Source organism: Salmonella sp. WC3 (genome assembly GCF_042932255.1).
Taxonomy (GTDB): domain Bacteria; phylum Pseudomonadota; class Gammaproteobacteria; order Enterobacterales; family Enterobacteriaceae; genus Salmonella; species Salmonella enterica.
Genome location: NZ_CP170629.1, coordinates 331,459 through 352,776 on the forward strand (window position 1 = coordinate 331,459; position 21,318 = coordinate 352,776).

A 21,318-nucleotide genomic window follows, 5' to 3' on the forward strand; every position below is an offset into this window, starting at 1 on the left:
ATGGTCATTGCGTCGTGAATGGTGCGGTTGGACAATGTTACCGATAACAGTTACCCGTAACAAATTTTGCAACTTGTAGAGTGGGGGCCCGCTTTGAGCACGACTAATCATGATCACCACGTTTACGTTCTGATGGGCGTATCAGGCAGCGGTAAATCCGCTGTCGCAAGCGCCGTGGCGCATCAGCTTCATGCCGCGTTTCTGGACGGCGATTTTCTGCATCCGCGCTGCAATATTGAAAAAATGGCTTCCGGCGAGCCGTTGAATGATGATGACCGCAAACCGTGGTTACAGGCGCTGAACGACGCCGCTTTCGCGATGCAGCGAACCAATAAAATCTCGCTGATCGTCTGTTCCGCACTGAAAAAACATTATCGTGACCTGCTGCGCGAGGGAAACCCGAACCTCTCTTTTATCTATCTGAAAGGTGATTTCGACGTCATTGAAAGCCGTCTGAAAGCGCGCAAAGGTCATTTCTTCAAAACCCAGATGCTGGTGACGCAGTTTGAAACGCTGCAAGAGCCGGGTGCCGACGAACGCGATGTTCTGGTGGTGGATATCGACCAGCCGCTGGAAGACGTCGTGGCGAGCACCATTGAGGTCATCAATAAAGGCAGTACGCTGTGAGTACATTAACACTGGTTTTAACCGCCGTCGGTTCCGTCTTACTGCTGCTGTTTCTCGTGATGAAGGCGCGTATGCACGCCTTCGTCGCGTTAATGGTCGTTTCGATGGGCGCGGGGCTTTTTTCAGGGATGCCGCTTGATAAAATCGCCGCGACCATGGAAAAAGGGATGGGCGGTACGCTGGGCTTCCTGGCGATTGTGGTCGCGCTGGGGGCGATGTTCGGCAAGATTCTGCATGAAACCGGCGCGGTCGATCAGATAGCCGTGAAAATGCTTAAATCCTTTGGTCATAACCGCGCGCACTATGCGATTGGCCTGGCCGGGCTGATTTGCGCGCTTCCGCTGTTCTTTGAAGTGGCGATTGTGCTGCTGATAAGCGTGGCATTCTCTATGGCGCGTCATACCGGCACAAACCTGGTGAAGCTGGTCATTCCGCTGTTTGCGGGCGTGGCGGCAGCCGCGGCGTTTTTGTTGCCTGGGCCTGCGCCGATGCTGCTGGCTTCTCAGATGCATGCTGATTTCGGCTGGATGATCCTGATTGGGCTGTGCGCCGCCATTCCTGGCATGATTATCGCCGGGCCGCTGTGGGGGAATTTTATCAGCCGCTACGTTGAGCTGCGTATTCCTGACGACATTACCGAGCCGCATCTGGGTGAAGGTAAAATGCCTTCTTTCGGCTTCAGCCTGTCGCTGATCCTGCTGCCGTTGGTGCTGGTAGGGCTGAAAACGATCGCCGCGCGTTTTGTGCCGGAAGGTTCCACCGCTTACGAATGGTTTGAGTTTATCGGTCACCCCTTCACTGCGATTCTGGTCGCTTGTCTGGTAGCGATTTACGGCCTGGCGATGCGCCAGGGGATGCCGAAAGACAAAGTGATGGAAATCTGCGGCCACGCGCTGCAACCGGCGGGCATTATCCTGCTGGTGATTGGCGCAGGCGGGGTGTTCAAACAGGTACTGGTTGACTCCGGCGTCGGCCCGGCGCTGGGCGAAGCGTTAACCGGTATGGGACTGCCGATTGCCATTACCTGCTTTGTGCTGGCGGCGGCGGTGCGCATCATTCAGGGTTCCGCGACTGTGGCGTGTTTAACCGCGGTTGGTCTGGTGATGCCGGTCATTGAGCAACTGAATTTCTCCGGCGCGCAGATGGCGGCGCTCTCTATCTGTATCGCCGGCGGTTCAATTGTGGTTTCTCATGTTAACGACGCCGGCTTCTGGCTGTTCGGTAAATTTACCGGCGCGACCGAAGCGCAGACGCTGAAGACCTGGACGATGATGGAAACTATCCTCGGCACGGTCGGCGCGATTGTCGGGATGATTGCTTTCCAACTGCTGAGCTGAGTCTTGTTGCCCGGTGGCGCTGTGCTTACCGGGCCTGGAAACGGGCACATATCGACACCGTAAGCCGGGTAAGGCGTAATCGCTACCCGGTTTTTTATTGAGGTGTGCATGGCAATCGCCCAACGACATTTTGCCTCGCCATGTTTCAGTACGCGCATAAAAGCAGGAAAATTTCTACGCTGATCCATAATTAGGATCAATAAAACAGCGACGGAAATGATTCCCTTCCTAACGCAAATTCCCTGATAATCGCCACTGGACTTTCTGCTTGCGCGGTAAGGCAGGATAAGTCGCATTACTGATGGCTTCGCTATCATTGATTAATTTCACTTGCGACTTTGGCTGCTTTTTGTATGGTGAAGGATGCGCCACAGGATACTGGCGCGCATACACAGCACATCTCTTTGCAGGAAAAAAACGCTATGAAAAATGTTGGTTTTATCGGCTGGCGCGGAATGGTCGGCTCTGTTCTCATGCAACGCATGGTAGAGGAGCGCGATTTCGACGCTATTCGCCCTGTTTTCTTTTCTACCTCCCAGTTTGGACAGGCGGCGCCCACCTTCGGCGACACCTCCACCGGCACGCTACAGGACGCTTTTGATCTGGATGCGCTAAAAGCGCTCGATATCATCGTGACCTGCCAGGGCGGCGATTATACCAACGAAATTTATCCAAAGCTGCGCGAAAGCGGATGGCAGGGTTACTGGATTGACGCGGCTTCTACGCTGCGCATGAAAGATGATGCCATTATTATTCTCGACCCGGTCAACCAGGACGTGATTACCGACGGCCTGAACAATGGCGTGAAGACCTTTGTGGGCGGTAACTGTACCGTTAGCCTGATGTTGATGTCGCTGGGCGGTCTCTTTGCCCATAATCTCGTTGACTGGGTATCCGTCGCGACCTATCAGGCCGCCTCCGGCGGCGGCGCGCGCCATATGCGCGAGCTGTTAACCCAAATGGGTCAGTTGTATGGCCATGTCGCCGATGAACTGGCGACGCCGTCTTCCGCAATTCTTGATATTGAACGCAAAGTTACGGCATTGACCCGCAGCGGCGAGCTGCCGGTTGATAACTTTGGCGTACCGCTGGCGGGAAGCCTGATCCCCTGGATCGACAAACAGCTCGATAACGGCCAGAGCCGCGAAGAGTGGAAAGGCCAGGCGGAAACCAACAAGATTCTCAATACTGCCTCTGTGATTCCGGTTGATGGCTTGTGTGTGCGCGTCGGCGCGCTGCGCTGTCACAGCCAGGCGTTCACCATTAAGCTGAAAAAAGAGGTATCCATTCCGACTGTGGAAGAACTGCTGGCGGCACATAATCCGTGGGCGAAAGTGGTACCGAACGATCGTGATATCACTATGCGCGAATTAACCCCGGCGGCGGTGACCGGCACGTTGACTACGCCGGTTGGTCGTCTGCGTAAGCTGAACATGGGGCCAGAGTTCTTGTCGGCGTTTACCGTAGGCGACCAGTTGTTATGGGGCGCCGCCGAGCCGCTGCGTCGAATGCTGCGCCAGTTGGCGTAGTGGCTATTGCAGCGCTTATCGGGCCTGCGTGTGGTTCTGTAGGCCGGATAAGGCGCGTCAGCGCCGCCATCCAGCAATATCCGCCAGATAAGGCGTAGTCGGCAAGCAGACGTCAGATTGATATGTAGGGTGCATCGTCACCCTTTTTTTTGCGTAATACAGGAGTAAACGCAGATGTTTCATTTTTATCAGGAGTTAAGCAGAGCATTGGCTATTCTTTAAGGGTAGCTTAATCCCACGGGTATTAAGCCTAACCTGAAGGTAGGACGACGCAGATAGGATGCACAGTGTGCTGCGCCGTTCAGGTCAAAGAAGTGTCACTATCTGATGTTGAATTCAGTGAGATGGAGTGACGCCACAAAACAGGATGACAAACCATGTCCAGTCGTATCGATAGAGACGTGATTAATGCGCTAATTGCAGGACATTTTGCGGACCCTTTTTCCGTACTCGGAATGCACCAGACCCAAGCCGGACTAGAAGTTCGCGCCCTCTTACCTGACGCCACCGACGTATGGGTGATTGAACCCAAAACCGGACGTAAAGTCGGCAAACTGGAATGTCTCGACGCTCGCGGTTTTTTCTGCGGCGTTTTACCCCGACGTAAAAATTTCTTTCGCTATCAGCTCGCCGTGACCTGGCACGGACAGCAGAACCTCATCGACGATCCTTACCGTTTTGGTCCATTAATACAGGAAATGGATGCCTGGCTATTGTCGGAAGGCACCCACCTGCGTCCTTATGAAACGCTGGGCGCGCACGCCGATACGATGGATGGCGTCACCGGCACCCGTTTCTCCGTCTGGGCACCTAATGCTCGTCGCGTTTCGGTTGTCGGGCAATTCAACTATTGGGATGGGCGTCGCCACCCGATGCGTCTGCGCAAAGAGAGCGGTATTTGGGAGCTGTTTATCCCCGGCGCGCATAATGGACAACTGTATAAATTCGAGCTGCTTGATGCGAACGGTAATCTGCGCATTAAAGCCGATCCCTATGCTTTTGAGGCGCAGATGCGTCCGGAAACGGCGTCGATGATTTGCGGACTGCCGGAGAAAGTGACGCCAAGCGAAGAACGACAAAAAGCCAATCAGTTTGATGCGCCGATCTCGATTTATGAGGTGCATTTAGGTTCATGGCGCCGCCATACGGATAACAATTTCTGGCTGAGCTATCGTGAGCTGGCGGATCAGCTTGTGCCTTACGCCAAATGGATGGGCTTTACGCACCTTGAACTCTTGCCGGTCAACGAACATCCGTTTGACGGCAGTTGGGGCTACCAGCCGACCGGCCTCTACGCGCCGACCCGCCGCTTTGGTACGCGGGACGACTTCCGCTATTTCATCAATGCGGCCCATGCGGCGGGCCTTAACGTCATTCTCGACTGGGTGCCGGGCCATTTCCCGTCCGATGAATTTAGCCTCGCGGAGTTTGACGGCACCCACCTCTATGAGCACAGCGACCCGCGCGAGGGCTATCACCAGGACTGGAATACGCTGATCTACAACTATGGTCGTCGTGAAGTCAGTAATTATCTGGTGGGTAACGCCCTGTACTGGATGGAGCGTTTTGGGATTGATGCGCTGCGTGTCGATGCGGTGGCCTCTATGATCTACCGCGACTACAGCCGCAAAGAGGGCGAGTGGATACCGAACGAGTTCGGCGGTCGTGAAAACCTGGAAGCCATTGAGTTTCTGCGCAATACCAACCGCATTATTGGCGAGCAGGTGCCCGGCGCGGTCAGCATGGCGGAAGAGTCGACAGACTTCTCTGGCGTGACGCGTCCACCGGAAACGGGCGGCCTGGGGTTCTGGTACAAGTGGAACCTGGGCTGGATGCACGACACGCTGGACTACATGAAGCTGGACCCGGTGTACCGCCAGTATCATCACGACAAGCTGACCTTTGGTATGTTGTACAACCATACCGAAAACTTTGTTCTGCCGCTGTCGCACGATGAGGTGGTTCACGGCAAGAAATCCATTCTCGATCGTATGCCGGGCGATGCGTGGCAAAAATTCGCTAACCTGCGCGCTTACTATGGCTGGATGTGGGCCTTCCCCGGCAAGAAACTGCTATTTATGGGGAATGAGTTTGCCCAGGGACGCGAGTGGAACCATGACGCCAGCCTCGACTGGCACCTGCTGGAGGGGGGCGATAACTGGCACCACGGGGTTCAGCGTCTGGTACGCGATCTCAACCACACCTATCGCCATCATAAAGCGTTGCATGAGCTGGATTTTGATGCTTACGGCTTTGAGTGGCTGGTGGTCGATGACAATGAACGCTCGGTACTGATTTTTGTACGCCGTGATAAAGCCGGTAACGAGATCATCGTCGCCAGCAACTTTACGCCCGTTCCTCGCCACGACTACCGCTTTGGCATCAACCAGCCGGGACGCTGGCGTGAAATTCTCAATACTGATTCGATGCATTATCACGGTAGCAACACCGGCAATGGCGGCGTGGTGCACAGCGATGAGATCGAAAGCCATGGCCGTCAGCACTCTCTTAACCTGACGTTACCGCCGTTGGCGACGATCTGGCTGATGCGGGAGGGGGAATGACGCAGCTTGCGATCGGCGAAGCAACGCCGCATGGCGCAACGTATAACGGTCATGGCGTGAATTTCACGCTCTTTTCCGCCCATGCGGAGCGCGTAGAGCTGTGCGTTTTTGATTCCCGAGGGAATGAGCGTCGCTATGACCTGCCAGGACGTCGCGGCGATGTCTGGCATGGTTATCTGGCAGGCGCCAGGCCAGGTTTGCGCTATGGCTATCGCGTACATGGCCCGTGGCAGCCAGCGCAGGGGCATCGGTTTAATCCGGCGAAGTTACTGCTTGACCCTTATGCGCGCCGGGTCGAGGGCGAACTAAAAGATCATCCGCTGTTGCACGGCGGACACGATGAACCGGACTACCGCGATAACGCGGCGGTGGCGCCGAAAAGCGTGGTAATCAGCGACCATTATGACTGGGAAGATGACGCCGCGCCGCGCACGCCGTGGGGAAAAACGGTCATCTATGAAGCGCATGTCAAAGGGCTTACCTATCTGCATCCGGAACTCCCCCAGGAGATACGCGGCACCTATAAAGCGCTCGGTCATCCGGTCATGGTGGCGTACTTCAAACAGCTTGGCATTACGGCGCTGGAACTGTTGCCGGTGGCGCAGTTTGCCAGCGAGCCGCGCCTGCAACGTATGGGACTGACCAATTATTGGGGTTACAACCCGATGGCGATGTTCGCGCTGCATCCCGCCTGGGCCAGTTCGCCCGAGACGGCGCTGGACGAGTTTCGCGATGCGGTGAAAGCGCTGCATCGCGCGGGGATTGAGGTCATTCTGGACATCGTATTAAACCATAGCGCCGAGCTGGATCTGGACGGTCCAACCTTCTCCCTGCGCGGAATTGATAACCGTAGCTATTATTGGATAAGGGACGATGGCGATTATCACAACTGGACGGGGTGCGGCAACACGCTCAATTTAAGCCATCCCGGCGTGGTGGAATACGCGTGCGAGTGTTTGCGCTATTGGGTGGAAACCTGTCATGTCGATGGTTTTCGTTTTGATTTGGCGTCCGTCATGGGGCGCACGCCGACGTTTCGCCAGGATGCGCCGCTGTTCGCCGCGATTAAAGCGTGTCCTGTGTTATCAACGGTCAAGCTGATTGCTGAACCGTGGGATATTGGCGAGGGCGGCTATCAGGTCGGGAATTTTCCGCCACCGTTTGCCGAGTGGAACGACCATTTTCGCGATGCGGCCCGCCGATTCTGGTTGCCGCGTAACCTGACGACCGGGGAGTTTGCCTGTCGTTTCGCCGCTTCCAGCGATGTGTTTAAACGCAATGGCCGTACGCCCGGCGCCTCTGTCAATCTGCTCACGGCGCATGACGGTTTTACGCTCCGGGACTGCGTCTGTTTCAATCAGAAACACAATGAGGCGAACGGTGAGGAAAATCGCGACGGCACCAACAGCAATTACAGCGACAATCATGGTAAAGAAGGATTAGGCGGTCCGCTTGATTTAATGGAGCGGCGGCGCGACAGCATTCATGCCCTGCTGGCGACGCTACTGCTCTCTCAGGGAACGCCGATGCTGCTGGCAGGCGATGAACACGGCCATAGCCAGCACGGCAACAATAACGCCTATTGTCAGGATAATGCCTTAACCTGGCTGGACTGGCAGCAGGCAAATCGTGGGTTAACCACGTTTACCGCCGCGCTGATTCGTTTGCGTCAGCAGATACCGGCTTTAACCGGCAATAGCTGGTGGGAAGAAGGCGATGGCAACGTGCGTTGGCTAAATAAAAACGCGCAACCCTTGAGTGCGGATGAGTGGCAAAACGGGCCTAAGCTGATGCAAATTCTGTTGTCGGACCGTTTTCTGATTGCGATAAATGCCACGCTTGAGGTGACAGATATAGTTTTACCCGAAGGGGAATGGCGCGCCGTTCCCCCATTCGCTGGAGAGGATAATCCGGTGATAACGGCGGTCTGGCAGGGACCTGAGCATGGACTGTGTGTGTTCCAGAGAGGATAAAAAAGGAGTTAATCATGGTGAGTTTAGAGAAGAACGATCGTGTAATGTTGGCGCGCCAGCTGCCATTGAAATCTGTTGCCCTAATCCTGGCCGGCGGCCGCGGCACGCGTCTAAAAGATTTAACGAACAAACGCGCCAAACCAGCCGTCCACTTTGGTGGGAAGTTCCGCATCATCGATTTCGCCTTATCTAATTGTCTGAACTCCGGGATTCGCCGTATCGGCGTGATCACTCAGTATCAGTCCCACACGCTGGTGCAGCATATTCAGCGCGGCTGGTCACTGTTTAGCGAAGAGATGAACGAATTTGTCGATCTGCTGCCAGCTCAACAGCGTATGAAGGGCGAAAACTGGTATCGCGGCACGGCAGACGCGGTGACCCAGAACCTGGATATTATTCGTCGCTATAAAGCGGAATATGTCGTCATCCTGGCAGGCGATCATATCTATAAGCAGGACTACTCGCGTATGTTGATCGATCACGTTGAAAAGGGCGCGCGTTGCACGGTGGCCTGTATGCCGGTGCCGATCAAAGAAGCGACGGCGTTCGGCGTGATGGCGGTCGATGAAAGCGACAAGATTATTGATTTTGTCGAAAAACCGGCGAATCCCCCCGCAATGCCTGGTGACGCCAGCAAATCGCTGGCCAGTATGGGCATTTACGTTTTTGACGCCGATTACCTGTATGAATTGCTGGCGGCAGACGATAAAGATGACGCTTCCAGCCACGATTTCGGTAAAGACATTATCCCCAAAATCACCCGCGAAGGTATGGCTTACGCGCATCCTTTCCCGCTCTCCTGCGTGCAGTCCGATCCGCAAGCCGAACCGTACTGGCGCGATGTAGGTACGCTGGAAGCTTACTGGAAGGCGAACCTGGATTTAGCCTCGGTGACGCCGGAGCTGGATATGTATGACCAGAACTGGCCTATCCGTACGCATATGGAATCGCTACCGCCTGCGAAATTCGTGCAGGACCGCTCAGGTAGCCACGGTATGACGCTGAACTCGCTGGTCTCCGGCGGCTGCATTATCTCCGGTTCGGTGGTGGTGCAATCTGTGCTCTTCCCACGGGTGAGAATAAATTCTTTTTGTAATATTGATTCGGCAGTGTTGTTACCTGAGGTTTGGGTAGGACGCTCCTGCCGTTTACGTCGCTGTGTTATTGACCGTGCCTGTATTATCCCGGAAGGCATGGTGATTGGTGAAAATGCGGAAGAGGACGCTCGTCGTTTCTACCGTTCAGAAGAAGGTATTGTACTGGTCACGCGTGAAATGCTGCGCAAACTGCAGGTCAAACAGGAGCGATAATGCAGGTTTTACATGTATGTTCAGAGATGTTCCCCCTGCTGAAGACTGGGGGGCTGGCGGATGTGATAGGCGCGTTGCCTGCGGCACAAATTGCGGATGGTGTTGATGTTCGCGTTCTGCTTCCTGGGTTTCCCGATATCCGTCGGGGGATACCCGATGCGCATGTGGTGAGCCGCCGCGATACTTTCGCAGGTAAGATATCGCTGCTGTTCGGGCATTATAACGGCGTGGGCATTTATCTGATCGACGCGCCGCATCTGTACGAGCGTCCAGGCAGTCCCTATCACGATACGAATTTATATGCCTATACCGATAACGTGCTGCGCTTTGCCCTGTTAGGGTGGGTCGGCTGTGAAATGGCCTGCGGACTTGATCCATTCTGGCGCTCCGACGTGGTGCACGCCCATGACTGGCACGCCGGGCTGGCGCCCGCCTATCTGGCGGCGCGCGGGCGGCCGGCGAAATCGGTCTTTACCGTACACAACCTGGCCTATCAAGGCATGTTTTATGCAAAGCATATGGATGACATCGAACTGCCGTGGTCATTCTTTAATATGCATGGGCTGGAGTTCAACGGACAACTCTCCTTTTTGAAGGCCGGTTTGTACTATGCCGACCATATAACGGCGGTGAGCCCGACCTATGCGCGTGAAATTACTGAACCGCAGTTTGCTTATGGTATGGAAGGCCTGCTGCGCCAGCGTCATCTGGAAGGGCGCTTGTCCGGCATACTGAACGGCGTGGATGAGAAGATCTGGAACCCGGAATCCGATCTGCTGCTGGCGTCGCGCTACACGCGCGATACCCTGGAAGAGAAGGCGGAAAACAAGCGTCAGCTACAAATTGCGATGGGGTTGAAGGTTAACGACAAAGTGCCGCTGTTCGCCGTGGTAAGCCGTCTGACCAACCAGAAAGGTCTGGATCTGGTGCTGGAGGCGTTACCGGGGCTGCTGGAGCAGGGCGGGCAGTTGGCGCTACTCGGCGCGGGCGATCCGGTGCTTCAGGAAGGGTTCCTCGCGGCGGCGGCGGAACACCCAGGGCAGGTTGGCGTACAGATCGGCTATCACGAAGCTTTCTCGCATCGCATTATGGGCGGCGCGGACGTTATTCTGGTGCCCAGTCGTTTCGAACCGTGCGGCTTAACGCAGTTATATGGCTTAAAGTATGGCACGCTGCCTCTGGTGCGGCGTACCGGGGGGTTGGCCGATACGGTCTCCGACAGTTCGCTGGAAAATCTGGCGGACGGTATCGCCAGCGGTTTTGTCTTTGAAGACAGTAATGCCTGGTCGTTGCTACGCGCGATTCGGCGTGCTTTTGTGTTGTGGTCACGGCCTTCGCTTTGGCGGTTTGTACAACGGCAGGCGATGGCGATGGATTTTAGCTGGCAAGTTGCCGCGAAATCATACCGCGAGCTGTACTATCGCTTGAAATAGTCATCCAGGAATCATTTATATGAATGCTCCGTTTACTTATGCATCGCCCACACTCAGCGTTGAGGCGCTTAAGCATTCTATTGCCTATAAGCTGATGTTTACGATTGGTAAAGACCCGGTCATTGCCAATAAACATGAATGGCTGAACGCCACATTGTTCGCGGTGCGCGATCGTCTGGTGGAGCGCTGGCTGCGTTCTAATCGAGCCCAATTATCGCAGGAAACCCGGCAGGTTTATTACCTGTCGATGGAGTTTTTGATTGGTCGTACCCTCTCTAACGCGCTGCTCTCGCTGGGCATTTATGACGACGTTAAAGGCGCGCTGGAGGCCATGGGCTTAGATCTCGAAGAGCTGATCGATGAAGAGAATGACCCAGGGCTTGGTAACGGCGGCTTAGGACGGCTGGCGGCTTGCTTCCTGGACTCGCTGGCGACGCTAGGATTACCGGGGCGCGGGTATGGCATTCGCTACGATTACGGCATGTTTAAGCAGAATATTGTCGACGGGCGGCAAAAAGAATCTCCGGATTACTGGCTGGAATATGGCAACCCGTGGGAGTTCAAGCGCCACAATACGCGCTATAAGGTGCTTTTTGGCGGGCGCATTCAGCAGGAAGGTAAAAAAGCGCGCTGGATTGAGACGGAAGAGATTCTGGCCGTCGCGTATGATCAGATCATCCCCGGTTACGACACCGGCGCCACTAACACACTGCGGCTGTGGAATGCGCAGGCCAGTAGTGAAATCAACCTCGGTAAATTCAACCAGGGCGACTACTTTGCGGCGGTGGAAGATAAAAACCACTCTGAGAACGTTTCACGGGTGCTCTACCCGGACGATTCCACCTATTCCGGACGAGAGCTACGCCTGCGCCAGGAGTATTTTCTGGTCTCGGCGACGGTGCAGGATATCCTGCACCGTCATTATCAACTGCATAAAACCTATGAGAATCTGGCGGATAAAATCGCCATTCACCTCAATGATACGCATCCGGTGCTTTCAATTCCGGAGCTGATGCGCCTGCTGATTGATGAACATAAATTTAGCTGGGACGACGCGTTTGAGGTGTGCTGTCAGGTCTTCTCTTATACCAACCATACGTTGATGAGCGAGGCGCTGGAAACCTGGCCCGTCGATATGCTGGGGAAAATTCTGCCCCGTCACCTGCAGATTATCTTCGAGATTAACGACTATTTCCTGAAAACGTTGCAGGAGCAATATCCCAACGATACCAGCCTGCTTGGACGCGCGTCGATTATTGATGAGTCGAACGGCCGCCGGGTACGGATGGCCTGGCTGGCGGTGGTGGTCAGCCATAAAGTCAACGGCGTTTCTGAACTCCATTCCAACCTGATGGTGCAGTCGCTGTTCGCGGATTTTGCGAAGATTTTTCCGACCCGTTTTTGTAACGTCACTAACGGCGTTACGCCGCGCCGCTGGCTGGCGCTGGCAAACCCGCCGCTTTCTGACGTGCTGGATGAGAATATTGGTCGTACCTGGCGTACCGATCTTAGTCAGCTCAGCGAGCTGAAGCAGCATTGTGATTATCCGCTGGTCAATCATGCGGTGCGTCAGGCGAAGCTGGAAAATAAAAAACGGCTGGCGATAGTGATAGCGCAGCAGCTTAATGTGGTGGTGAACCCTAAAGCGTTATTTGACGTGCAGATTAAGCGTATTCACGAATACAAGCGGCAGTTGATGAATGTACTGCATGTCATTACCCGCTATAACCGCATTAAAGAAAATCCGGAGGCCGACTGGGTGCCGCGGGTGAATATTTTTGCCGGTAAGGCGGCTTCCGCCTATTACATGGCAAAACACATTATTCATCTGATCAACGACGTGGCGAAAGTGATTAACAACGATCCGCAGATTGGCGACAAGCTGAAAGTGGTGTTTATCCCGAACTACAGCGTCAGCCTGGCGCAGGTGATCATTCCCGCTGCCGACCTGTCTGAGCAGATTTCGCTGGCAGGGACAGAAGCTTCCGGCACCAGTAATATGAAATTTGCCCTGAACGGCGCGCTCACCATTGGTACGCTGGATGGCGCGAACGTAGAGATGCAGGAGCATGTCGGCGAGGAGAATATCTTTATCTTCGGTAATACTGCCGAAGAGGTGGAAGCGTTGCGCAGGCAGGGTTATAAGCCTCGCGACTATTATGAAAAAGATGAAGAGCTACATCAGGTACTGACGCAGATTGGTAGCGGCGTCTTTAATCCGGAAGAGCCAGGCCGTTACCGCGATCTGGTAGATTCGCTGATTAACTTTGGCGATCACTATCAGGTGCTGGCGGACTACCGCAGCTACGTGGACTGCCAGGATAAGGTGGATGAGTTGTATCGTCGCCCGGAAGAGTGGACGACGAAAGCGATGCTCAACATTGCCAATATGGGCTACTTCTCATCGGACAGAACCATCAAAGAGTATGCCGAAAATATCTGGCATATTGATCCGGTGCGGTTGTAGCGGTTTAACGCTTGAGAACGGGGCCAAACGGCCCCGTTTTTTATCGTGGTATATTCGGGGGGTATGCCGATATTCGTCTGCTGAATCTGTTAGCGGCACTTGGTCTCTGTCATGGAAAAAGGGTTGAGTACTGGTGTATAGTATTAGCAGAAAAATCCATAATTAATTGATAATAATATGAAAAAGATTACGACATCTATTCCGGCTCTCGATAAAATTATGCGCGTATTTGCTTACCTTCTGGAGTGCGATGGCGCAACGTTTACCCAGATCCATCAAAATTCAGGGATTGCGAAAAGCAGTACCTCATCTTTGCTCAACGGCATGGTGGAGCATGGGTTATTACGCCAGGAAAAAGACAAGTATTATCTGGGGCTACGCCTGTATGAATTAGGTAATAAAGCGGCGGAACAGTATGACATTAAAAAAATCGCGTTACCGATTCTTGAAGAGATTCGCGATAACACCGGCCTGACCTGCCATCTTGGCGTTCTGGAGGGCGATGCCCCCATTTATCTTCTGAAAGTCGAAAGCCCACAGGCTATTGTGATTCGAAGCTGGGAGGGCAAGCGCCTCTCATTACATAGCTCAGGGCTGGGGAAGGTGCTGATTGCATGGCTTAGCGGGGAAGAGCTGGAGGAGTTGCTGCCTCCAGATCAGATATTAACGCGTTTTACGGATACGACGATCACAGATGTGAATATCCTTAAGCAGGAGTTAGCAGGAATTCGCCGTCGCGGCTGGGGTTATGATAACGAAGAAGACTCCCTTGGCGTGCGCTGCATTGCGGTGCCGGTATTCAATACGCAGGGGAAAGTGATCGCCGCCCTGAGCGTATCCGGCGTTACGTTCCAGATCCCCGATGATAAACGCGAGTCGCTTGCTACGCTGATGATGGATGCCAGCCGTAGCCTGACGCGTCTGATGTGCTGAAATAAAAAGACACAGCGGGCAAGAAGCCCGCTTTCGTCATAGCTTAAAGTCCCGCACGCTGTAAGATCTGCTTCAAATTCGAAATATGTTCTTCATTTGCCGGCAAAACGGGGGGCATTACATGAGTTGAAATATCGACTCCGCTAAGCTGAATTGCCTTTTTGATTATCCCGAAGAAAGGTGAATCCAGGCTGTAAATAGTGGAAAGCGCGGACAGCCTGCGCTGTAATCCGAACATTGTCTCATACTCTTTTTCACACCACGCGCGGTAGATCCCGCAGGTTAGCTGCGGCGCAAAGTTCGCTGTCGCTGGGATCCCGCCGTTGCCGCCTAAGATAAGTGTATCCATCATATATTCATCATAGCCGGAGAAAATAACGAAGTCCGGACGCACTGGCCTGACATTATTGATGATTTCACGAATATGGCTGATATTATCAACGGTATCCTTAATGCCGATAATATTGGGGTGATCCTGCGCCAGCCGGGTAATTAAATCAACGCTAAGGTCCTGTCCCGTCAATGCTGGAAAGTTGTAGAGAATGACCGGGCTTTTTATGTTATTAGCCACGGTTTTGAAATGATGATAAATATACTCATCGGTCAATCTGGCATAGTAGGGATTGAGTACCAGCACGGCATCGACTTCGAGTCGGTCGGCATGCTGACCATACTCAATCACTTCCTGCGTGCTGGTGCTGCTAATACCTAATAGTACTGGAATACGGCGGTTAATATGACGGACGCAAAACTCTGCGGTTTCCAGACGCAGCGCATTGGTCATATGGCAAAATTCCCCCCCGCTGCCCAGCAGTAATACGCCATTGACCTTGTTTGCAATAAGATGATCCAGCAAGGTTGCCATGCCGACTTTATCTAACTCTCCCTGCGCATTAACAATGGTCGGAACTGGCGGAAATACGCCGTGAAATTTCGTAATCTGAGTCATGTATTGATCCTTAAAACAGGCGAGCCGTAGCCCGCCAGGGATATTATTTAAGCCAGGCTCCGGCCATTAATGATGTTGCATTAGCGGTGAACTGTTTAAAGACGCCGCGACGGTTTGAATAATCAGGTTTCTTCCAGCTTGCTCGACGTTCTTCAAGACAGCGGCGTATTTCCTCTTCTGTTTTAGGCATCCCGTCGATCCCTACAATATTGAGCTTGCGGCCTTTCACATCCATTTCGATTAAATCACCATCTTCCACCAGGGCAATCGGCCCGCCATCAGCGGCTTCTGGCGAGACGTGTCCGACACATGGCCCGCTGGTTGCTCCAGAGAAACGACCGTCGGTAATCAATGCGACTTTTCCGTCGAGGCGTTTGTCATACACGATGGCATCGGTGGTCATCAGCATTTCCGGTGCGCCAGAGCCTTTTGCGCCTTCGTAGCGAATGAAAATGACGTCGCCGGGTTCGATATGGTTATGGATGATGGCCTGCTGAGCGTCTTCTTCGGAGTTAAAGACCCGAGCAGGACCGGTATGGTGGTGCATATCCGGCGCACAGGCCGCGTATTTAATGACCGCTCCTTCAGGCGCGATGTTGCCTTTCAGTACCGCAATCGACCCTTTTTTGGTGGCATTTTCTGGTTTACGGATTACCGCCTCCGGACTGACTTTGTAATTGTTGAGGTAACCGTGGTTGCGGGTAAAGAAGCCGGATTGATGGAGCATTTCCAGGTTGTCGCCGAGCGTACGGCCAGTCACGGTAAGAACATCAAAATCCAGATAATCGCGCAGATACCATTGCACCATTGGCACGCCGCCAGCGAACCACATCATTTCGGTAACGTATTCACCGCTGGGCTGAATATTGGTCAGATAAGGGATTTCGTTATTGATCCGATCAAACAGTTCGGGCTTCAGCTCCCATCCAAGTTCATGAGCGATGGCCGGAAGGTGGATCATCGCATTGGTGCTGCCACCAATAGCAGCATGGACTTTGATAGCATTTTCAAACGCCGCAGGAGTCAGGATCTTATGGGTGGTGATATTTTTCTCCGCCAGATACAGCGCTTGGTGGCCTGCGGTTCTGGCAACGCGGCGAATTTCCGCCAGGGTCGATGGCAGCAAAGCGCTGCCTGGCAGGGCCAGCCCCAAGGCCTCCGACATGCACTGCATGGTACTGGCCGTTCCCATAAACTGGCAGGCTCCGGCGGTGGGGCAACCGCATTGCTGCATGGCTTCCACTTGCTGAATGCCGATTTCGCCTTTCTTCAACTTAGCAGTGATCCCGCCGAGGTCAGAAGTACTCATATTCGGTGCCGGACGCATAGAACCGCCAGGAATATGCAGCAGCGGCAGGTTCAGGCGTGCGGCGGCAATCAGATGCGCCGGGATAGATTTATCGCAGCTTGAGATCAGAATACCGGCATCATAAGGCACCACTGAGGCATGAATTTCGACCATGTTGGCAATAGCTTCTCGAGATGCCAGGATGTAATTCATCCCATCGTGGCCCTGACCCCAGCCGTCGCAGATATCCGTCACATGGTGACGGACCGCGCGACCGCCGCTTTCATGAACACCCAGCACGGCTTCATCGCCCAGTTGGTTAAGATGGAAACTGCCCGGATGACTTTCGCCATAGCAATCATCCACCAGGACCTGCAGTTTATTGACATCTTCTTTGCTGTAATTCATTCCAAGACGCAGGGCGTCGAGCTGCGACCACAGGTCGCGAGCATGTTGACATTTTTGGCTCATTTGGCGATTCCTTCCTGTTTAAGTGACGCACCCGGCGTCGAGGTGTTAGGTGTGTTGCTGCTACCTGCAGGACGAGCGGTAACAGAAGGTAAGCTGAAAAGCAGTCCAACGGCGATAAGCAGGGCAGCAACCAGTACGGTCATTCCTGCTGTTTGCGAGAACGTCACCGTTAACAGCCCGACGAGGTACGGACCGATAAAGCCGCCGATGTTGCCCTGGGCGTTGATCGTGCCGCGCACGCCGCCCAGAACGTTGGGGGCGAAGAGTAATGGAGGCAGCGTCCAGAATGGACCGGCATAGGCTTGCAGGAAGAACCCGCAAATAACCATCATGCCGTAGGCGAGCCAGACGTTATCTTTCAGTAATAAGGAGAGGGCGAGACAGACCGCGAAACCCAGCAGAGGAATAGCCGTGTAAAGGCGGCGATTCATCGTTTTATCACACCATTTGGCGATGTAATACTGACCGATAATGCACAGAACGTAAGGTGCCGCGGTGAGTACCCCAACGATGGTCATGCCGCTGCCGGTCAGGTGTTTAATCAGATTTGGCATCCATAGCGCGAAGCCATAGAAGCCGACCTGTACGAAGAAATAGATACCGACAAGCTTCCACAGGTTGATGCTTTTTAATACGCCGCGAATGCTGCTTTGCTCTCCGCCAATACTCAACGCGCGATCGGCCAGCAATTTTTGTTCGATCCAGGCGCGCTCTTTCGGATCCAGCCACTTTGCCTGATGCGGGTGATCGGAAACCAAAGGTAGCCAGACAAAGAGCAGACCCAGAGAGAGCAAGCCTTCGATGATAAACATCTCCCGCCAGCCGTAGGTTTCAATAAGCCAGCCGGAAAGCGGCCCGGTAATAATAGAAGCGACGGCCAGGTTCATCTGGAAATAGGCGATAGCCCTGGCGCGCTCCTCATTTGGGAACCAGTGGCCAATCAGCGCCAGAATGGCGGGATACACAGCACCTTCCGCCACGCCGAGCACAAAGCGGATAATCAACAACTGCGTCGGTGTCTGAACAAAACCGGTCAGCAGGGCAAAGCCACCCCAGGCGACGATTGTCCAGGCAATTAACTTTTTGGCGCTTAGCCGCTCGGCTATCTGACCGCCGGGAATTTGCAGGAAGATATAACCAATAAAGAAGATCCCGGCGACCAGACCGGCAAAAGAAGCCGTCATGCCTAAATCTTCATCCATGCCGCCTGCGATCCCAATGGCGATATTGGTCCTGTCCATATAGGCCACGATATAAACGAGGATCGTGGCTGGAATAATATGCAGCCAGCGCCCTCGTGTGGTCGGTTTCTCTATTTCAATGCTCATCATTGCATCCCTTTAGTATCAAAAAATTATGTTCTGTATATGGAACTATTATTCTGCATATTGACACTATGCCGACGTATTCATACAGCGTCAATTCCATACTCTAAGGAAGGTTATATTTTGTGATTTGCTTCAAAAATGAACGGAGATAAGGTGAGAAAGAGCGGATAACCCAATGGAAACTGCTCATCGGTCTAATACATAACCAAAATTGTGCGCTGCCTCACAGGATAAGATTATGCTCTCACCTGGTCATTGTGCGTTCAGAGTAAACAGCATTAAATTCTTTATGTGGAATTTATGTTCTGTATATTGAACTTTAATGCTTTTTAAGGAGAAACAATGGTTACTACCGAGATCTTTCCGTCACGATATGTTCAGGGTAAAGGAGCGTTGACAACGCATCTCCCGCAGGAATTGGCCGCACTCGGTCATAAGGCGCTGATTTTGCAGGATCCTGTTGTTCACAGCACCTACCGGGATGCGGTTGCAACAGCACTGCACGGGGTGATTGAATTTGATATCGAAGTATTCAGTAGCGAGTGCAGTGATGAGGAAATTGCTCGCATCTCCGCACGCGCGCAGGAAATTGGCGCCGATGTGATTGTCGGTATGGGGGGTGGGAAAACCCTGGATACGGCAAAAGCAACCGGCGCCAGCCTGCGGTTGCCTATTGCCGTGGTTCCTACTCTGGCCTCAACGGATGCGCCGTGCAGTTCACTGGTTGTTATCTATACGCCAGAAGGGAAATTCAAACGCTACCTGATGATTCCACGTAACCCGACACTTGTGCTGGTGGACAGCAGTATTATTGCTGCCGCGCCGGTACGCTTTTTGGTTTCCGGGATAGGCGATGCGCTGGCAACCTGGTTTGAAGCGGAAGATTGCCGCATCAAAGGGGCTGGCAATATGACCACCAGGCCAGGACCGATGACCGCATTTGAGCTGGCGCGCTTTTGCTACACCACCTTGATGCGCTATGGGCGCCTGGCGAAACTTGCCTGTGAACAACATCAGGTTACTCCGGCGCTCGAACATGTTATTGAAGCGAATACGCTATTATCCGGGCTTGGTTTTGAAAGCGGTGGGCTGGCGGCGGCGCACGCTATTCATAACGGTCTGACGGTACTGCCCGCCACGCACAAATACTGGCATGGGGAAAAGGTTGCGTTTGGCACGCTGGCAATGCTTATGCTCACCGATAGAGCGCCTGAGCTTATCGAGGAGGTTTATCAATTTTGTGAAGATATAGGCTTGCCCACCACGCTGGCGGATATTGGTCTGGCTGGCGTTAGCGATGATGAACTGCTGGCCGTTGCCAGGGCGTCTTGTCAAACTGGGGAAACGATACACAACGAGCCGTTTACCATTACGCCGGAGGCTGTGCAGGCGGCATTGCGGGCCGCCGATGCTGTTGGGCAGGCGCGGAAAAAGATCGATCTTGCAGGTTAATGTGAGCCTGTAAATAAAAAACGGCAGCCGGAACTTTCAACTTCTGTCTGCCGCTATCGTGAATGTTTTAACGTCGCGATTTCAGAAAAATGCATGGGGGGTGCTCAGGACTACCGGGTTTATACTTCCGTTATCGCAGGGATTAGCGGATAGAAAAATGAAAAATGCTAATTGGCTTTTTTTGTCAATCATAATGGCGTTTATCGGCGTGCCGCTGCTGGTGAACATTATTACGATTATCGTGGGGGGAATGTGGGCGTACATTAGCGTTCTTGAAAATAGTATCCCCGTCGCGCGATCTATTGAGGAGGCGACCATTATCCCGGTAGCGCTTCTGGGCGCGGGGTTAATTTTTCTCTGTGGCCGAATATGGGGAAAGGGAAATGCATCAGAGGTAAATCCAGAATGGCGTGATTGCTGCCTGCTTATGCCCGCTCTGGTGGTGCTGATGGGGTGGGTCATCCTGATGTTTCTCACCGATCTTAATATTCGCGCGATAGGGCGTAAACCCATCGCCCAGGTGGTGCAAACGCTTTGGTTAGTACCCAGCGTAATATCCTTTTTCAACGGCTGGGTATGGGCAGTGTTGCTCATCCCGGTTGGCTCGCAGCTCTGTTTTGCATTAGGGTATGGCGGTGCGCGTTGGGGAGTGCTACGCGGCGGTGCGGGCTACTCTTGTCGTAATCTGCTGGTGATTTGCCTGCTGTTTTTCGGGAGCTGTGCCGTATACCAGTCACATCTTTATGCCGTGAAGTATCCCGCTCCCGAGAGCAGTGAATATCTTTATTTCCGCGATTATCAGGCGCACACATGGGGCAACAAGCTAACCGGGCTGCGCGATGAACCGACACTTCTGCTCACCCAAAATTGGCCGCGGCTCGATGGTGCAACGGCTGGCTTGCCGTTATACGCCTCGGCTTTTTATGCGCTTACGCGCTTTCCGGATGATATCTGCCCTGAAGACTACCTTGAAAACCAGGGAACCATTGAAGCCTATCAAAATATCCTTAACGGCAATGCCGATCTTATTTTTGTCGCCCAGCCTTCCACTGCTCAAAAGCAATTGGCCGAGGCCAGTGGCGTAAAACTGGTTTACACCCCCTTTGCACGTGAAGCGTTTGTGTTTATCGTCAACCAAAACAATCCCGTGTCATCGTTGAGTGATGTACAAATTCGCGGCATTTTTAGCGGAAGAATCACCCACTGGAATGAGGTAGGCGGAGAGGCAATCGACATTAAGCCCTGGCAGCGACCGGAAAACTCTGGCAGCCAAACGGCGATGCTGGCGAAGGTAATGAAAGAAACAAAGCTGATGCCAGCGCAAACAACATCAGTGGCAACCGCGATGGGGGAAATGGTGGATATCGTGGCTGAGTATCGCAATACGCACAACGCCATTGGCTATACCTTTCGTTATTACGCTACGCAGATGCACAGCAATAAAGAGATTAAATTACTGGCGATAAACGATGTTGCGCCGACGGTTGAAAATATTCGTAACGGCAGTTACCCGTACACGGTTGATGTTTATATGGTCACCCGTGAACACCCCACAGCGGAAACACAAAAGCTGGTGGACTGGTTTCTAAGCCCGCAGGGGCAGCAGTTGGTGCAGGATGTGGGATATGTGCCGCTGTATCCGGCCGCGAAATAAAGG

14 protein-coding genes and 1 pseudogene are annotated in these 21,318 nt (G+C 53.4%); 11 read left to right on the forward strand and 4 right to left on the reverse strand.

The window, feature by feature from the left end; genetic code table 11:
* Positions 1–93: 93 nt before the first annotated feature.
* Both gntK and gntU read left to right on the forward strand, forming a co-directional pair.
* Positions 94–627: a gluconokinase gene (gene gntK / locus ACFK9X_RS01535; protein WP_000108340.1), complete on the forward strand. Its 534-nt coding sequence runs from the start codon at positions 94–96 to the stop codon at positions 625–627.
* Complete coding sequence (gene gntU, locus ACFK9X_RS01540; RefSeq protein WP_000105950.1) at positions 624–1,964, forward strand: gluconate transporter; 1,341 nt, start codon at positions 624–626, stop codon at positions 1,962–1,964. Before gntK ends, gntU begins: the two co-directional genes overlap by 4 nt.
* Here the strand turns inward: gntU and ACFK9X_RS01545 are convergent.
* Positions 1,887–2,260, reverse strand: a pseudogene (locus tag ACFK9X_RS01545) (MarC family protein); the annotation flags it as partial. The gene gntU and the pseudogene ACFK9X_RS01545 overlap by 78 nt on opposite strands.
* Positions 2,261–2,386: 126 nt before the next feature.
* Between ACFK9X_RS01545 and asd the strand changes: the two are divergent.
* The 7 genes from asd to ACFK9X_RS01580 all read left to right on the forward strand — a co-directional run bounded on the left by asd (position 2,387) and on the right by ACFK9X_RS01580 (position 14,173).
* A complete protein-coding gene (asd, locus tag ACFK9X_RS01550; RefSeq protein ID WP_000799940.1) occupies positions 2,387–3,493 on the forward strand; it encodes an aspartate-semialdehyde dehydrogenase in 1,107 nt (368 codons plus the stop codon).
* Between the two features lie 377 nt (positions 3,494–3,870).
* Positions 3,871–6,057, forward strand: coding sequence for a 1,4-alpha-glucan branching enzyme (gene glgB, locus ACFK9X_RS01555; protein ID WP_000098552.1), 2,187 nt, complete (start codon positions 3,871–3,873; stop codon positions 6,055–6,057).
* The gene (gene glgX, locus ACFK9X_RS01560; RefSeq protein WP_151115336.1) at positions 6,054–8,030 is read left to right on the forward strand and encodes a glycogen debranching protein GlgX; all 1,977 of its coding nucleotides are present in this window, start codon (positions 6,054–6,056) and stop codon (positions 8,028–8,030) included. The genes glgB and glgX overlap by 4 nt, the downstream gene beginning before the upstream one ends.
* 14 nt (positions 8,031–8,044) lie before the next feature.
* On the forward strand, positions 8,045–9,340 hold the full coding sequence (gene glgC / locus ACFK9X_RS01565) for a glucose-1-phosphate adenylyltransferase (RefSeq protein WP_000253995.1): 1,296 nt from the start codon (positions 8,045–8,047) through the stop codon (positions 9,338–9,340).
* The gene (gene glgA, locus ACFK9X_RS01570; RefSeq protein ID WP_151115338.1) at positions 9,340–10,773 is read left to right on the forward strand and encodes a glycogen synthase GlgA; all 1,434 of its coding nucleotides are present in this window, start codon (positions 9,340–9,342) and stop codon (positions 10,771–10,773) included. Before glgC ends, glgA begins: the two co-directional genes overlap by 1 nt.
* A 19-nt stretch (positions 10,774–10,792) precedes the next feature.
* Positions 10,793–13,240 carry a glycogen phosphorylase gene (glgP, locus tag ACFK9X_RS01575; RefSeq protein ID WP_151115340.1) on the forward strand — a complete coding sequence of 816 codons (2,448 nt, stop codon included), beginning with the start codon at positions 10,793–10,795 and terminating at the stop codon, positions 13,238–13,240.
* A 177-nt stretch (positions 13,241–13,417) separates the two neighbouring features.
* Positions 13,418–14,173, forward strand: coding sequence for an IclR family transcriptional regulator (locus ACFK9X_RS01580; protein WP_000724553.1), 756 nt, complete (start codon positions 13,418–13,420; stop codon positions 14,171–14,173).
* Positions 14,174–14,216: 43 nt separating this feature from the next.
* On the opposite strand, the gene ACFK9X_RS01585 is transcribed toward ACFK9X_RS01580, so the two are convergent.
* The 3 genes from ACFK9X_RS01585 to ACFK9X_RS01595 are packed head-to-tail and all read right to left on the reverse strand — an operon-like array spanning position 14,217 to position 18,212.
* Positions 14,217–15,122, reverse strand: a complete 906-nt coding sequence (locus ACFK9X_RS01585) for a dihydrodipicolinate synthase family protein (RefSeq protein WP_023258638.1) — start codon at positions 15,120–15,122, stop codon at positions 14,217–14,219.
* Between the two features lie 43 nt (positions 15,123–15,165).
* On the reverse strand, positions 15,166–16,881 hold the full coding sequence (gene ilvD / locus ACFK9X_RS01590; protein ID WP_151115342.1) for a dihydroxy-acid dehydratase: 1,716 nt from the start codon (positions 16,879–16,881) through the stop codon (positions 15,166–15,168).
* Positions 16,878–18,212, reverse strand: coding sequence for an MFS transporter (locus ACFK9X_RS01595; protein ID WP_151115344.1), 1,335 nt, complete (start codon positions 18,210–18,212; stop codon positions 16,878–16,880). Before ACFK9X_RS01595 ends, ilvD begins: the two co-directional genes overlap by 4 nt.
* A 339-nt stretch (positions 18,213–18,551) precedes the next feature.
* On the opposite strand from ACFK9X_RS01595, the gene ACFK9X_RS01600 reads away from it, so the two are divergent.
* Entirely contained in the window at positions 18,552–19,661 is a 1,110-nt protein-coding gene (locus ACFK9X_RS01600; protein ID WP_151115346.1) for a glycerol dehydrogenase, read from the forward strand.
* Between the two features lie 157 nt (positions 19,662–19,818).
* Positions 19,819–21,315: a PstS family phosphate ABC transporter substrate-binding protein gene (locus tag ACFK9X_RS01605; protein WP_023204122.1), complete on the forward strand. Its 1,497-nt coding sequence runs from the start codon at positions 19,819–19,821 to the stop codon at positions 21,313–21,315.
* Positions 21,316–21,318 lie beyond the last annotated feature (3 nt).

What these genes read in the sequence shown, in the direction of transcription:
- asd (WP_000799940.1), top strand. Translation starts at nt 2,387, where the DNA reads ATGAAAAATGTTGGTTTTATCGGCTGGCGCGGAATGGTCGGCTCTGTT.
- ACFK9X_RS01595 (WP_151115344.1), bottom strand. Translation starts at nt 18,212, where the DNA reads ATGATGAGCATTGAAATAGAGAAACCGACCACACGAGGGCGCTGGCTG.
- ACFK9X_RS01600 (WP_151115346.1), top strand. Translation starts at nt 18,552, where the DNA reads ATGGTTACTACCGAGATCTTTCCGTCACGATATGTTCAGGGTAAAGGA.
- glgB (WP_000098552.1), top strand. Translation starts at nt 3,871, where the DNA reads ATGTCCAGTCGTATCGATAGAGACGTGATTAATGCGCTAATTGCAGGA.
- glgC (WP_000253995.1), top strand. Translation starts at nt 8,045, where the DNA reads ATGGTGAGTTTAGAGAAGAACGATCGTGTAATGTTGGCGCGCCAGCTG.
- ACFK9X_RS01580 (WP_000724553.1), top strand. Translation starts at nt 13,418, where the DNA reads ATGAAAAAGATTACGACATCTATTCCGGCTCTCGATAAAATTATGCGC.
- ilvD (WP_151115342.1), bottom strand. Translation starts at nt 16,881, where the DNA reads ATGAGCCAAAAATGTCAACATGCTCGCGACCTGTGGTCGCAGCTCGAC.
- glgX (WP_151115336.1), top strand. Translation starts at nt 6,054, where the DNA reads ATGACGCAGCTTGCGATCGGCGAAGCAACGCCGCATGGCGCAACGTAT.
- glgA (WP_151115338.1), top strand. Translation starts at nt 9,340, where the DNA reads ATGCAGGTTTTACATGTATGTTCAGAGATGTTCCCCCTGCTGAAGACT.
- ACFK9X_RS01605 (WP_023204122.1), top strand. Translation starts at nt 19,819, where the DNA reads ATGAAAAATGCTAATTGGCTTTTTTTGTCAATCATAATGGCGTTTATC.
- ACFK9X_RS01585 (WP_023258638.1), bottom strand. Translation starts at nt 15,122, where the DNA reads ATGACTCAGATTACGAAATTTCACGGCGTATTTCCGCCAGTTCCGACC.
- glgP (WP_151115340.1), top strand. Translation starts at nt 10,793, where the DNA reads ATGAATGCTCCGTTTACTTATGCATCGCCCACACTCAGCGTTGAGGCG.